The organism is Tranquillimonas rosea (assembly GCF_900111315.1).
In the GTDB taxonomy this organism is placed as follows: domain Bacteria; phylum Pseudomonadota; class Alphaproteobacteria; order Rhodobacterales; family Rhodobacteraceae; genus Tranquillimonas; species Tranquillimonas rosea.
In genome coordinates this window covers 24,599-37,289 of record NZ_FOGU01000020.1, presented here as the reverse complement: position 1 = coordinate 37,289, position 12,691 = coordinate 24,599, and the positions used below count along the sequence as shown (strand labels likewise).

At 69.8% G+C, this 12,691-nt stretch carries 16 protein-coding genes and 1 pseudogene; 12 read left to right on the top strand and 5 right to left on the bottom strand.

Annotated features, from left to right (window positions below):
* Nucleotides 1-389 (top strand): annotated as a pseudogene (gene glyA / locus BMZ25_RS19900) (serine hydroxymethyltransferase); the annotation flags it as partial.
* Nucleotides 386-1,150, top strand: a complete 765-nt coding sequence (locus BMZ25_RS19895) for an alpha/beta fold hydrolase (RefSeq protein ID WP_235859952.1) — start codon at nt 386-388, stop codon at nt 1,148-1,150. The pseudogene glyA and the gene BMZ25_RS19895, both read left to right, overlap by 4 nt.
* A 7-nt stretch (nt 1,151-1,157) precedes the next feature.
* On the opposite strand, the gene BMZ25_RS19890 is transcribed toward BMZ25_RS19895, so the two are convergent.
* A complete protein-coding gene (locus BMZ25_RS19890) occupies nt 1,158-1,412 on the bottom strand; it encodes a DUF6455 family protein (RefSeq protein ID WP_143071584.1) in 255 nt (84 codons plus the stop codon).
* Nucleotides 1,413-1,539: 127 nt separating this feature from the next.
* Between BMZ25_RS19890 and BMZ25_RS19885 the strand changes: the two genes are divergently transcribed.
* From BMZ25_RS19885 to BMZ25_RS21085, 4 genes are all read left to right on the top strand, one after another.
* Complete coding sequence (locus BMZ25_RS19885; RefSeq protein ID WP_092696391.1) at nt 1,540-1,896, top strand: hypothetical protein; 357 nt, start codon at nt 1,540-1,542, stop codon at nt 1,894-1,896.
* Between the two features lie 80 nt (nt 1,897-1,976).
* Nucleotides 1,977-2,120, top strand: a complete 144-nt coding sequence (locus BMZ25_RS19880; protein WP_143071583.1) for an entericidin A/B family lipoprotein — start codon at nt 1,977-1,979, stop codon at nt 2,118-2,120.
* Nucleotides 2,121-2,192: 72 nt separating this feature from the next.
* Nucleotides 2,193-2,426, top strand: a complete 234-nt coding sequence (locus tag BMZ25_RS19875; protein ID WP_092696390.1) for a hypothetical protein — start codon at nt 2,193-2,195, stop codon at nt 2,424-2,426.
* Nucleotides 2,427-2,490: 64 nt separating this feature from the next.
* Nucleotides 2,491-2,622: an entericidin, EcnA/B family gene (locus tag BMZ25_RS21085; RefSeq protein WP_218142578.1), complete on the top strand. Its 132-nt coding sequence runs from the start codon at nt 2,491-2,493 to the stop codon at nt 2,620-2,622.
* A 409-nt stretch (nt 2,623-3,031) separates the two neighbouring features.
* On the opposite strand, the gene lepA is transcribed toward BMZ25_RS21085, so the two are convergent.
* Complete coding sequence (gene lepA / locus BMZ25_RS19870; protein WP_092696389.1) at nt 3,032-4,834, bottom strand: translation elongation factor 4; 1,803 nt, start codon at nt 4,832-4,834, stop codon at nt 3,032-3,034.
* A 207-nt stretch (nt 4,835-5,041) separates the two neighbouring features.
* Between lepA and BMZ25_RS19865 the strand changes: the two genes are divergently transcribed.
* The 5 genes from BMZ25_RS19865 (at nt 5,042) to BMZ25_RS19845 (ending at nt 8,040) form a co-directional block, all read left to right on the top strand.
* On the top strand, nt 5,042-5,578 hold the full coding sequence (locus BMZ25_RS19865) for a methanogen output domain 1-containing protein (protein ID WP_177190548.1): 537 nt from the start codon (nt 5,042-5,044) through the stop codon (nt 5,576-5,578).
* Nucleotides 5,568-6,602: a hypothetical protein gene (locus tag BMZ25_RS19860; protein ID WP_092696388.1), complete on the top strand. Its 1,035-nt coding sequence runs from the start codon at nt 5,568-5,570 to the stop codon at nt 6,600-6,602. Before BMZ25_RS19865 ends, BMZ25_RS19860 begins: the two co-directional genes overlap by 11 nt.
* A 78-nt stretch (nt 6,603-6,680) precedes the next feature.
* Nucleotides 6,681-6,959 carry an acylphosphatase gene (locus tag BMZ25_RS19855; protein WP_092696387.1) on the top strand — a complete coding sequence of 93 codons (279 nt, stop codon included), beginning with the start codon at nt 6,681-6,683 and terminating at the stop codon, nt 6,957-6,959.
* A gap of 93 nt (nt 6,960-7,052) precedes the next feature.
* Nucleotides 7,053-7,352 (top strand): hypothetical protein, encoded by a 300-nt coding sequence (locus tag BMZ25_RS19850; protein WP_092696386.1) that lies wholly within the window; start codon nt 7,053-7,055, stop codon nt 7,350-7,352.
* Between the two features lie 4 nt (nt 7,353-7,356).
* Entirely contained in the window at nt 7,357-8,040 is a 684-nt protein-coding gene (locus BMZ25_RS19845) for an NAD-dependent deacylase (protein ID WP_235859951.1), read from the top strand.
* Between the two features lie 61 nt (nt 8,041-8,101).
* Here the strand turns inward: BMZ25_RS19845 and rpmB are convergent, their stop codons facing one another.
* Both rpmB and meaB read right to left on the bottom strand, forming a co-directional pair.
* The gene (rpmB, locus tag BMZ25_RS19840; RefSeq protein WP_092696384.1) at nt 8,102-8,392 is read right to left on the bottom strand and encodes a 50S ribosomal protein L28; all 291 of its coding nucleotides are present in this window, start codon (nt 8,390-8,392) and stop codon (nt 8,102-8,104) included.
* A gap of 139 nt (nt 8,393-8,531) precedes the next feature.
* Nucleotides 8,532-9,524, bottom strand: coding sequence for a methylmalonyl Co-A mutase-associated GTPase MeaB (meaB, locus tag BMZ25_RS19835; RefSeq protein ID WP_092696383.1), 993 nt, complete (start codon nt 9,522-9,524; stop codon nt 8,532-8,534).
* Nucleotides 9,525-9,613: 89 nt separating this feature from the next.
* Between meaB and hrpB the strand changes: the two genes are divergently transcribed.
* Nucleotides 9,614-12,037: an ATP-dependent helicase HrpB gene (hrpB, locus tag BMZ25_RS19830; protein ID WP_092696382.1), complete on the top strand. Its 2,424-nt coding sequence runs from the start codon at nt 9,614-9,616 to the stop codon at nt 12,035-12,037.
* Nucleotides 12,038-12,104: 67 nt separating this feature from the next.
* Here the strand turns inward: hrpB and BMZ25_RS19825 are convergent, their stop codons facing one another.
* A complete protein-coding gene (locus BMZ25_RS19825; protein WP_092696381.1) occupies nt 12,105-12,533 on the bottom strand; it encodes an FKBP-type peptidyl-prolyl cis-trans isomerase in 429 nt (142 codons plus the stop codon).
* Between the last annotated feature and the right edge of the window lie 158 nt (nt 12,534-12,691).

The window sequence follows — 12,691 nt, the reverse complement described above, 5'->3', positions numbered from 1 at the left end:
CGTTGGCCGAGGGGCTGATCGCCGGCGGGCTCGACATCGTCACCGGCGGCACCGACAGCCACGTCCTGCTGGTCGACCTGCGGCCCAAGGGGGTCAAGGGCAACGCCACCGAGGCGGCGCTGGGACGCGCGCATATCACCTGCAACAAGAACGGCATCCCGTTCGACGACGAGAAGCCCACCGTGACCTCCGGCATCCGCCTGGGCTCGCCCGCCGGCACCACCCGCGGCTTCGGCGACCCCGAGTTCCGCCAGATCGCCGACTGGATCGTCCGCGTCACCGACGGCCTCGCCGCCAATGGCGAAGACGCCAACGCCACAGTCGAGGCCGAGGTCCGCGCCGAGGTCGAAGCCCTCTGCGCAAAGTTCCCGATCTACCAGAACCTGTGAGCGCACTGACCCTGAACACGATCGATTACGGCGGCGCGGGTGATGCGCCGCCGCTTCTCGTTGCGCATGGGCTGTTCGGCTCGGCCCGGAACTGGAACGTGATCGCCAAGCGGCTCTCGGATCGCGGGCCGGTCGTGTCGGTCGACATGCGCAACCACGGCGACAGCCCGTGGAGCGACTCCCATTCCTATTACGACCTGTCCGACGATCTCGCCGCGGAGATCGACACGCGCGCCGACGTGGTGGGACATTCGATGGGCGGCAAGGCTGCGATGGCGCTTGCCCTGCGCCATCCGGACAAGGTGCGCCGGCTGGTCGTCGCCGACATCGCGCCGGTCGCCTACACCCATACGCAGATGCATCTGGTCGAGGCGATGCAGAAACTCGACCTGTCGCAGGTCTCGCGCCGGTCGGATGCGGACACGCAGCTGGCCGAGCATGTCGACGACCGCGGCGTGCGGGCGTTCCTGCTGCAGGGGCTGGACGTCTCGGGCAAGGCGTGGAAGTTCAATCTCGACGTGCTCGGCCGCGAGATGGACACGATCACCGGATGGCCGGACGAGTTGGATGGCAGTTTCGACGGCCCCGCCCTATTCCTGTCGGGCGGCGAGAGCGACTACGTCCTGCGAGAGTACCGCGACCGCATCCGCGCCTTCTTTCCGCGCGCCCGGTTCGCCAAGCTTCCCGGCGCCGGGCACTGGCTGCATGCCGAGAAACCGCGGGACTTCGAGGCGAGCCTACGCGCCTTTCTCGACGCCTGAGCCGAGGTCAGGCCGACAGCCGCGCCAGCGTTCCCCGGATCGGACAGAACGACGGCGCGCGGTTTCCCCCACCCAGATCCAGCCAGACCGCGCAGGGATGCCGGCGGTCGCACAGCGCACAGCCGTCGGCCGCGGCGGCGTGGTCGGCGCGTTCGCTTTCGGTGGCTTTCGGCAGCAGCCGCAGGCCGAGCCTCGCCAGCATGCGGGCGTGGTTGTCGTGCGCGGCTGCGCCCTCACGCAGAGGGGTCGGGGCTGGGGTCACTCGGGTTTGTCCTCTGGAAGAGTCTTCTATCAGATGGCGTGCTGCGTCATTTTGACAAGTGGGCCTGACGCTGGGAAACCGCAGCACGTCGCCCCGAGTTGACAGGCGAAAGGGTGAGGAGACCTTCATGTTCACGCGGCGCACGCTGATGGCCGTCATCCTGGCGGGAATCGCGGGGACGATCGCGAATTCGCTGGTCGTCGCCGGGCTCGTGGGGGCCCCGCTCTGGGGGTTGATCCTGTCCTTCGGACGAAACGCGGTGGCCATCCTGGTGGCGCTGATGTTGCCGGTGATCTATGCGCGGATGCACGGAATTGCCGCGCATGCGGTGGCCGTGGTGGCGCTCGCGGTGATCCCGTCGATCCTGGCCAAGACGGTGTTCGGGGTGGCGGCGCCGTGGGGTTTGGCGCTGGCGGTGAACGCGGTCTACGCAGTTACGGCGGTGGTCGTGTACCTTGCGCTGACGCGGAGCCGGGCGTTGTGAATGGCGGTTCTCCGCTGCGGCGGGGAACGCTTTGAGCGGGGCGTCGTTGCCTCGACAGGAGTGACAGAACGGAGATCACGATGACCACTCTGACCCGCCTGACGGTGCTTGTGGGACTGCTCGCACTGACCGCGTGCGAGACGATGGAAGGGGCCGGACGCGACCTGGAGAATGCCGGCCGCACGCTGAGCCAGGAGAGCCGCGAGGTTCAGCGCGGCTACTGATCCGGGGAACCGCGACGGCGATCAACGATTTGATATAACAGGGGGAAAGTCCCCGAGCGAAGGAGCTACGCGATGATCCGTGTTCTGATGATCGGAGCGGCCGGATACGCCTTGTGGCGCCACTTCAACCGGCCGCACCCGAGGCCCGCGCTGGCGCGGCCCGACAATGCCGGCCCGCCGAAGGAAATCGCCCAGGTTCGCGACGCGGGACCGGGCCAGATGCGCGACGCGCCGGGCCGCTGGGACCGCGTCGACGAGGAGATGGACGAGACATTTCCCGCCAGCGATCCGCCCGCACGCTATTGAAAAACTTCAGGAACTCTGTCCCGACGTCGCGAGTTGGAGCGCCGTCAAATGAAGGGAGAGTGACATGACCACACGGTTTCTGATGATCGTCGGGCTGCTGGGCCTTGCCGCATGCGAGACGGTCGAAGGCGCCGGTCAGACGGTGGAAAACACCGGCGAGCTGATCCAGGAAGAAAGCAACGAAGTGCAGTACTGATCTGCACCTCTCGCGTGATGAGTGACGGGTCCTTCGGGGCCCGTTTTTTCGTTTTCGAGGGGTACACAGGGCGTGCACCATCCGTGCACCGGGTGTGCACGGAACGGCATACACGTCGCGCATCGCCGCCTCGGTCCCCGGTCGCCGGTCGAGGCCCTCGTCCAGCCGGTCTGCGATGCCACCGGCCCTGATCTTGACCGGACGATCCAGCCGCGCACGCCGGAGGTGACGAAGAGCGCAACCCAAAGCCGGCCGCCATCCGGGTGCGAGTGATGGGGTGCGCCTTGGCCACGCGTGGCGCCATCACTTTCGCCGTTCCGGCAGGGCGGACGCAGACGGGCCACCCGGCCGGAACGGTGGGCGATTCCGTAAGACAAAGCCAAGGCCGGGGCGTGGCCGCCCCTGCCCCTCAGCTGTCCATCTTGAGGGCGTTGATGAAGGCTTCCTGCGGGATCTCGACCTTGCCGAACTGCCGCATCTTCTTCTTGCCGGCCTTCTGCTTTTCCAGAAGCTTGCGCTTTCGCGTCGCGTCGCCGCCGTAGCATTTCGCGGTCACGTCCTTGCGCATGGCCGACAGCGTCTCGCGCGCGATGACGCGGCCGCCGATGGCTGCCTGGATCGGGATCTTGAACATGTGGCGGGGGATCAGCTCCTTGAGCTTTTCGCACATGGCGCGGCCCCGCATCTCGGCCCGGTCGCGGTGCACCATCATCGCCAGAGCGTCAACCGGCTCGTCATTCACGAGGATCGACATCCGCACGAGGTTATCCTCGCGGTAGCCGAGGATGTAGTAGTCGAAGCTGGCATAGCCCTTGGTCACCGATTTCAGCCGGTCGTAGAAGTCGAACACGACCTCGGCCAGCGGCAAGTCGTAGACCACCATCGCACGGCTGCCGGCATAGGTGAGGTCCTCCTGGATGCCGCGCCGCTCCTGGCAGAGCTTGAGAACGTCGCCCAGATATTCGTCGGGGACCAGGATCGTCGCCTTGATCCGCGGTTCCTCGACCCTCTCGACCAGGCCGGGATCCGGCATGTCGGCGGGATTGTGGAGATCCATCACCGCGCCGTCGCGGGTATGGACCTTGAACACCACCGATGGCGCGGTGGTGATCAGCTCGATGTTGTATTCCCGCTCGAGCCGGTCGCGGATCACCTCGAGGTGCAAGAGGCCCAGGAAGCCGCAGCGGAAGCCGAAGCCGAGCGCGGCCGACGTCTCCATCTCGAAGGTGAAGGAGGCGTCGTTCAGCGCGAGCTTTTCGATCGCGTCGCGCATGTCCTCGAAGTCGTTCGTGTCCACAGGGAAGAGACCGCAGAACACCACGGGCACGGACGGCTTGAAGCCCGGCAGCGCCTTGGGCGTGGGCGATTTCTCGGTCGTGATCGTGTCGCCGACGCGGGTGTCGCGCACCTGCTTGATCTGGGCGGTGATATAGCCGATCTCGCCGGGCCCGAGTTCGTCGACGTTCTCCATCGCGGGGCGGTAGATGCCGACGCGGTCGATGTCGTAGGTGCCGCCCGACTTCATCATGCGGATGCGCTGGCCCTTGCGCAGCACGCCGTCGATGACGCGGACGATGACCACGACGCCGAGATAGGGGTCATACTTCGAGTCGACGAGCATCGCCTTGAGCGGGGCGTTGCGGTCGCCTTCCTGCGGGGGCGGCAGGCGCTGGACGATGGCCTCGAGCACGTCGGGGATGCCGATTCCGGTCTTGGCCGAGATCTCGACCGCGTTGTCGGCCTCGATCCCGATCACGTCTTCGATCTGCTCGCGCACGCGGGCGCAATCGGCCGCCGGCAGGTCGACCTTGTTGAGCACGGGGACGATCTCATGGTCGGCGTCGATGGCGGTATAGACGTTGGCCAGCGTCTGCGCCTCGACGCCCTGGGTGGCGTCCACCACGAGGAGCGAGCCCTCGACCGCCTGCATCGAGCGCGACACCTCGTAGGAGAAGTCGACGTGACCCGGCGTGTCGATGAGGTTGAGGACGTAGGTGTTGCCGTCCTTGGCGGGGTATTCGATGCGGACCGTGTTGGCCTTGATGGTGATGCCGCGCTCGCGCTCGATATCCATCGCGTCGAGCAGCTGGTCCTTCATGTCGCGCTCGGCCACGGTGCCGGTCAGCTGGATCAGCCTGTCGGCCAGCGTCGACTTTCCGTGGTCGATATGGGCGACGATGGAGAAGTTGCGGATATAGGCAAGCTCGGTCATGGGCCTCGGAGGTGTCCTGGTGGCACGGGGACGCGCGCCTCGTGTCGGGTTATCCCCACGACATACGCGAATATGCGCGAGAATCCAGTGGGCGCGGCAGGCGATCGCGCGAGATGGCGCGAGAGTCTCGGGATTCTTCAGGTCCTGTTAGACAAGTTGGGCCAGCATCGGGGCAACCGGATACCTACCCAGACAGGACGCCGCCCCATGCTTGCGCCAGACGATATCGACTTTCGCAGTTTCTCCGACCGCGAAACCTTTACCCTCGACCTGCTGACGACACTGGCGGACATCCTCGAGACGGCGATCGGCCGCGACGACGCGGAAGGGTTCATCGACCTCGTCGCGAACCGGTTGGGCCGCGACTTCAGCGCCGGGCTCGACGCCCTGCCCGCCGATCCGCAGGCGGTGGCCGACACGCTGATCGCCCTGAAGCGGCGGATCGACGGCGATTTCCGGGTCGAGCGGGCCGAGCCACGCGAGATCATCCTGACCAACACGCGCTGCCCCTTCGGCGACAGGGTGAAGGGGCGACCGTCGCTCTGCGCGATGACGTCGGGCGTCTTCGGGCGGGTGGCGGCCGACAAGCTGGGCTTTGCTCGGGTGCGGCTGGAGCAGACCATCGCCTCGGGCCATCCCTGCTGCCGCGTCGTCATCCGGCCGGACAGCGCCCTGGCCGAGACCGCGCCGGGCCCGGAAGAAAAGGATTACTTCGCACAGACGGGGACTCGCGATGCGGATTGATGACCTCGACCACCTGGCCGACGCGCCGAACCCGATCCTGGTCATGGATCTCGACCTGACCGACGGCTGGCTGAACCGGCGGGCGCAGCGGCTGTTTCCCGGCCGCTTCGGTGAGACGCTGCTGCCGGCGCTGCGGGACTCCGAGAGCCTGCGTCTGAGCCTGGGCGCGGCGCTGGCACAGCGCGGCCCGCTGCCGGCGACGGTGCGCTTATTCGGCGAGGTGCATCGCGGCAGCTTGCGGCGCCTGTCCGAGGATCGGGCGGCGTTCGAGATCGCACCCCCGCTGGCCAGCCGATTCCACGCCCTGACGCAGGAACGGCAGGCGGCGCAGCGGGCGCTGCGGCTGGAAGCCGCCCGCGCCGAGCAGTTGCGCAACTCGAACGACCGGATGCGGTTGGCCACCGACGACCTTGTCGGCGTCGCCGCCGCGCCGTTGACCGATCTGGACGCGTTGCTGCAACGGCTGGCCGCGGTCGACCGGCGAGAGGGGCTGGGCCTGACCGCCGACCTGTCGACAGCGACCCGCCGCCTGACGGCCGCACAGGACGAGATCGCGGCGCTGCGCGCGCTTCTCCTCGACGGGTTCCTGGTGGACCGGGCCGAGCGTATCCGCCTGTCGGCGCTGATCGCGCAGGCGCGCGCCGCCGGCTCGCCGCAGGACCGCTGCCGCCTGTCGCGCATCACCGTGGACGGGCTGCCGGTGCTGGCGGGCAACCGCCTGCTGGCCGGGCGGCTGGTCACGCGGCTGTTGCTGCTGCTGGCCGGCGAGGACGCCCATGACCCGGCCGCCATCGCGGTCACGGGCGAGGCGACGGGTGCGACGGTGACTGTGCGCCTGTCGGCCAGGGGCCGCAGCGACGCCGCGCCCGTGCTCCCGACCGCGGACACCGCCGAGCTGATCGACCACCTCTCGCGCCTTGTCGGCTGGACAGTCGCGGTCGATCCGCCGGGCCGCGACATGACGGCCCTGATCACCGCGCCGCTGGCGATGCGCACCGGCCTGCCCGCGCCCGCCTTGGCCTGAGCGCGCGGCACCGCGCCTCTGGACGCACCGGCCCGCGCCCCTCAGGATGGCGCGCAGCATCAACCAGGGGAGTTTCGGATGGAACGGACCGCGATCAGCGTCACGATCGAGGGCCAGGTCCAGGGCGTGTCCTACCGCGCCTGGACCGAGGACGCCGCGCGGCGGCATGGCGTCGCAGGCTGGGTGCGCAATCTCGTCGATGGCCGCGTCGAGGCGCATATCGAGGGCGCCGCGGACGACGTGGCGGCGATGGAGAACGCCCTGTGGGAAGGCCCTCGGGCCGCCCGCGTGACCGCCGTGCACCGCCAGCCGGCCGAGGTCGCGAATCATCGCGACTTTGCCGTGCGTTACGATTGATGGGTGGGGCCGTTTCGGGCATAGTTCCTGCCACGGGCAGCCGGCGACACCGCGACAAGACGGGCGCCGGGACAGTTATGAGGCAGGAAATCAATGAAACACTTCGCGCTGCTGGCGGCACTGGCCGCCACGTTGGGGTCGGCTGCATGTGCCGGTCCGGTCGAGAAGGCTTGCGAGAAATCCGATCGGGCCAGCGGCAACACGCAGCTTTGCGGCTGCATCCAGCAGGTCGCCGACCTGACGCTGGACGGGCGGGACCAGCGCCTCGCGGCGAAGTTCTTCCGCGACCCGCATCGCGCGCAGGAGATCCGGCAATCCGACCGGCAGAGCGACGAGCGCTTCTGGACCAAGTACCGCGAGTTCGGCTCGAACGCCGAGCGGTATTGCAGCTGACGCCGTGATCGTCGTCCTCACCGGCGCGGGAATTTCGGCCGAGAGCGGACTGGGCACTTTTCGCAACGTGGGCGGGCTGTGGTCGCAATACGATCTCGAGGACGTGGCGACGCCGCAGGGCCATGCCCGCGATCCGCGCCTCGTCCTCGACTTCTACAACGCCCGTCGCGACGGCGCGCGGGCGGCCGCGCCCAACCCGGCGCATCACGCGCTGGCGCGGCTGACGCAGGCGCGCGACGACGTGCTGCTGGTGACTCAGAACATCGACGACCTGCACGAGCGCGCCGGCGCGCGCGACGTCGTGCACATGCATGGCGAGATCATGCGCGCGCTCTGCGGCGCCTGCGGCCATCGCTGGCCCGCACCAGAGCGCATGGCACCCACGGACACCTGCCCGGCCTGCGCCGCCCCGGCGACGCGGCCCGACGTGGTCTGGTTCGGCGAGATGCCGCATCACCTGGACCGGATCGCCGAGGCGCTGGACCGGGCCAGCCTGTTCGTGGCGATCGGCACCTCGGGCAGCGTCTATCCGGCGGCAGGATTCGTCGCCGAGGCCGACGCCGCGGGGGCCGAGACGCTGGAGCTGAACCTCGAGCCGTCGGATACCGCGGGCGCCTTCGACGCAGGCCGCTATGGTCCGGCGAGCGAAATCGTCCCGGCCTGGGTCGACGATCTGCTGGGACGCTGAACGCGAACGCCCCGCCGGCCCTTTCGGGCGACGGGGCGCTGAAACCTCGAAAGGGCGGTGATCAGGCCGCGGTGGCCTTCGCCTTTTCGATCTCACGCTTGATCTTGAGCGCCTCCGGCGGCAGCGCGTCGTCCTTCTCGGCGGCGAGATAGTTGTCCAGCCCGCCACGGTGATCCACCGTACGCAGGGCGGACGAGCAGATCCGCATCTTGAAGGTGCGGCCGAGCGCCTCGGACATCAGCGACACGTCGTTCAGGTTCGGGATGAACCGGCGACGGGTCTTGTTGTTGGCGTGGCTCACGTTGTTGCCCGTCATGGGGCCTTTACCGGTCAGTTCGCAGCGGCGCGACATGGGCGTATCCTCGTCAGTTTTGGCAGCTGGGCCAATGCAAACGGGCACCGCCCACGGCAGTGCCCCGAAATTCCGTCCGCGCGATCTACGCGTGTTGCGCGCCATCGTCAAGCGATTCATCCCGCCGGCGCGGGCCGCGTCAGGCCCCGCCCGCCCCCGGCAGCGCCAGCCGGTCCAGCACCTCGGCGGCCGCGGCCGAGGGCGGCCTTTCGCCCGCCTCGACCGCCTCGCGCAGGTCGCCAAGGGCGGCGGCCATCGCCGGATCGGTCCTGAGCCGGGCCAGGATGCCCTGCTGCACGTCCTCTTCGAACCAGTGGACATTCTGGGCGCGGCGCGTCGTCTCCCAGTGGCCGTGCTCGACCCGCCAGGCGTGCAGCGACTGCATCTCGGTCCAGGCCTCGGTCAGCCCGGTGTCGGCCTGCGCCGAGACCGCCAGCGCCTTGGGAAAGCCCTGCGGATCCTGCGGCCGCTTGCGGAGCAGCTGCAGCGCCCCCGCATAATCCGCGCGCGTGCGCGTGGCGGCGGATTTCAGGTCACCGTCGGCCTTGTTCACCAGGATCAGGTCGGCCATCTCCATGATGCCGCGCTTGACCCCTTGCAGTTCGTCGCCGCCGCCGGGCGCGAGCAGCAGCACGAAGAGGTCGGTCATCCACGACACCAGCGTCTCGGACTGCCCGACGCCGACCGTCTCGATCAGGACGACATCGAAGCCCGCCACCTCGCACAGCCGCACCGCCTCACGCGTGCGGCGGGCGACGCCGCCCAGCTCGGTCTGACTGGGGGAGGGGCGGATGAAGGCGTTGGGATCGCGCGAGAGGCGCTCCATCCGGGTCTTGTCGCCCAGGATCGATCCGCCCGAGCGTGCCGACGAGGGATCGACGGCCAGCACCGCGACCCTGTGGCCCTGCCCGGTCAGGAGCGTGCCGAAGCTTTCGATGAAGGTGGACTTGCCGACGCCGGGGGTGCCGGACAGGCCGATCCGCATCGCCTCGCCCCGGCCGGCCAGACGGTCGAGCAGCGCGACCGCGGCGGTGCGGTGGTCGGCCCGGCCGGATTCGACCAGCGTGATGCCGCGGGCCAGCGCCCGGCGGTCGCCGCGGGCGATACGGTCGGCCAGCGCGTCGATGTCCATGCCCCGCCTCCGGTCGTCGTGGTTCCGCCCGCTCTTGCCCTTGGCGGACGGGGCTTGTCCAGCCCCGCCACCCGCGCGATAGAGGCGGGATGCCGCATCCCCTTCCGATCGACGACGCCCTGCCCGATCTTCTGGCCGCCCTGCGCCGCGCGGGCCGCGCCGTGCTGCAGGCGCCCCCCGGCGCCGGCAAGACGACGCGCGTGCCGCTGGCGATGCTGGACGACGGCGCCGTCGCCGGGCGCATCGTGATGCTGGAACCGCGCCGCCTGGCCGCGCGGGCGGCCGCCGAACGCATGGCCGAGACCCTGGGCGAGACCGCCGGCGAGACCGTGGGCTACCGCATCCGGGGCGAGTCGAAGGTGTCGAAGACGACACGGATCGAGGTCGTCACCGAGGGCATCCTGACGCGGATGATCCAGTCGGACCCGGAACTGACGGGGGTCGGCGCGGTGATCTTCGACGAGTTCCACGAGCGCTCGCTCGACGCCGATCTCGGGCTGGCGCTGACATGGGAGGTGCGCGGCGCGCTGCGCGACGACCTGCAGGTGGTGGTGATGTCGGCCACGCTGGATGCCGGGCCGGTGGCCGCGCTGATGGACGACGCGCCGCTGGTGACGTCCGAGGGCCGGGCCTATCCGGTCGAGACCCGCTGGCTCGACGCGCCGCTGTCGAAGCGCGCCCGCATCGAGCCCGCCACGGCGGACCTCGTGGCGCGGGCGGTGGCCGAGACCGAAGGGGGCGTGCTGGTGTTCCTGCCCGGCGAGGGCGAGATCCGGCGCGTCGAGTCGGCGCTGAAGGACCGGCTGCCGGCGGAGGTGACGATCCAGCCGCTGTTCGGCGCCCTGCCCTTCGCCACCCAGCGCGCCGCCGTGGCGCCGGCGCGCAGCGGGCGCAAGCTGGTCCTCGCCACCTCGATCGCCGAGACCTCGCTGACCATCGAGGACGTGCGCGTCGTGGTGGATGCGGGCCGGTCGCGGCGGGCCCGGTTCGATCCGGGCAGCGGCATGTCGCGGCTGGTGACAGAGCGCGTCAGCCGTGCCGAGGCCGACCAGCGCCGCGGCCGCGCGGGACGGGTCGCGCCCGGTGTGTGCTATCGCCTCTGGACGAAGGGAGAGGAAGGCGCCCTGCCCGCCTTTCCGCCCGCCGGGATCGAGGCCGCGGACCTTGCGGGACTGGCGCTGGAGCTGGCGCTCTGGGGCGTGCCGGACCCGTCCGATCTGCCGTTCCTGACGCCGCCGCCCCCCGGCGCCTTTGCCGAGGCGCAGGCGCTTCTGGCCGATCTGGGCGCGGTGCAGGACGGCGTCATCACCGAACACGGGCGCCGGCTGGCGGCGCTGCCGCTGCATCCGCGGCTGGGGCACATGCTGGCGCGGGCCGGACGCGGGGCGGCGGAGCTTGCCGCGCTGTTGGCCGAGCGCGACCCGCTGCGGGGCGCCAAGGCGGATCTCGCGCTGCGGATCCGGGCGCTGCGGGCGCCGAAGGAGGGCGGCGCCAACGAGGCCACCGTCGCGCGGGTCCGGCAGGAGGCGAAGCGGCTGGCGCGCGACGCGGGGCCGGACGCCGGCCTGAGCCCGGCGCAGCAGGCGGCGCTGGCCTATCCCGACCGGATCGGGCTGCGCCGCCCCGGCGACGCGCCGCGCTATGTGCTGTCGGGCGGCAAGGGCGCCTTCATGGCCGACGACGAGCCGCTGGGCACCCAGCGCCTGATCGTCGTCACCGGCACCGACGGCAACCCGCGTGAGGCGAAGATCCGGCAGGCCGCGCCGCTGGCCGAGAGCGCGCTGCGCGAGGTGCTGAGCGACCGCATCGCCTGGCACGAGACATGCGCCTGGTCGCGGCGCGAGCGGCGCGTAGTCACCCGGCAGCAGGAGCGGCTTGGCGCGGTGGTGCTGGACGACCGGCACTGGCCCGACGCGCCGCCGGATCGCGTGGCGACCACCATGCTGGAGGGCATCCGCGAGGTCGGGCTAAAACCCTCGGCCGCGGCCGACCGGTTCCGCGCCCGCGTCGCGCTGGCTCGCGAAGGAGGTGCCGACCTGCCGGACATGTCGGACGAGACGCTGCTGGAGACGCTGGAGGACTGGCTCTTGCCGTTCCTCGGCGACGTGCGGAGCGAGAGTGAGTGGAAGGCGTTCGACCTGTTGCCGCCGCTGCGGGCGATGCTGGATTACAACCGGATTCAGGAGCTCGACCGGGATGTTCCCGGGTCGCTGACGACGCCTCTGGGGCGGCAGGTTCCGATCGACTACGATGCGCCGGACCCCGAGGTCTCGGTCCGCCTGCAGGAGATGTTCGGCGTGACCGCGCATCCCGTGGTCGCGGGCCGGCCGCTGCGGGTGACGCTGTTGTCGCCGTCGAACCGCCCGGTGCAGACGACGATGGACCTGCCGGGGTTCTGGGCCACGTCCTATGCCGACGTGCGCAAGGACATGCGCGGGCTCTATCCCAAGCATCCCTGGCCCGAGGACCCGACGCGGGCCGAGCCGACGCTGCGCGCCAAGCCAAAGGGGTAGCCCACGAAAAAGGGCGCCCCGAAGGACGCCCCTGTCGCGCGAAGGCCCGCGGCGCGGGCCCGGCGTCTTACTTGATCTCGACGAGCTCGACGTCGAAGGTCAGCTCCTTGCCCGCGAGCGGGTGGTTCGCGTCGAGCGTGATCTCGGTGTCGGTGGCTTCGGCCACGACGACCGGCACCGCCTGCCCGTCCGGCGTCTGCAGCTGCAGCTGCGTGCCCGGTTCGGTCGGGATGTCTTCGGGGATCTGGTCCCGCGCGACGGTCTGCTGGCGCGACGGATCATGCTCGCCATAGGCGTCTTCGGGCTTGACGGTCACCTTCTTGGTGTCGCCCACGGCCATGCCCGGCAGCGCGTCGTCGAGGCCCGGAATGATCTGGCCCGAGCCCACCTGGAATTCCAGCGGGTCGCGGCCCTCAGAGCTGTCGAAGGTCGTGCCGTCGGCAAGGGTGCCGGTATAGTGCAGACGAACGGTGTCGCCAGATTTCACCTCGGCCATCGGATATCTCCTCGTGATCGGGAAGAATGGGTTTTGAGGCCGCCCTCACGGCGGGTTCTCAACGGTCGGCAACAAACGTGGCAGCGGCACCCCGCAATGTAAACCGCACGGAGGTGATTCAGGGGGCCAGAATCGGGGAAAACCGGCCGGTTTTGGCG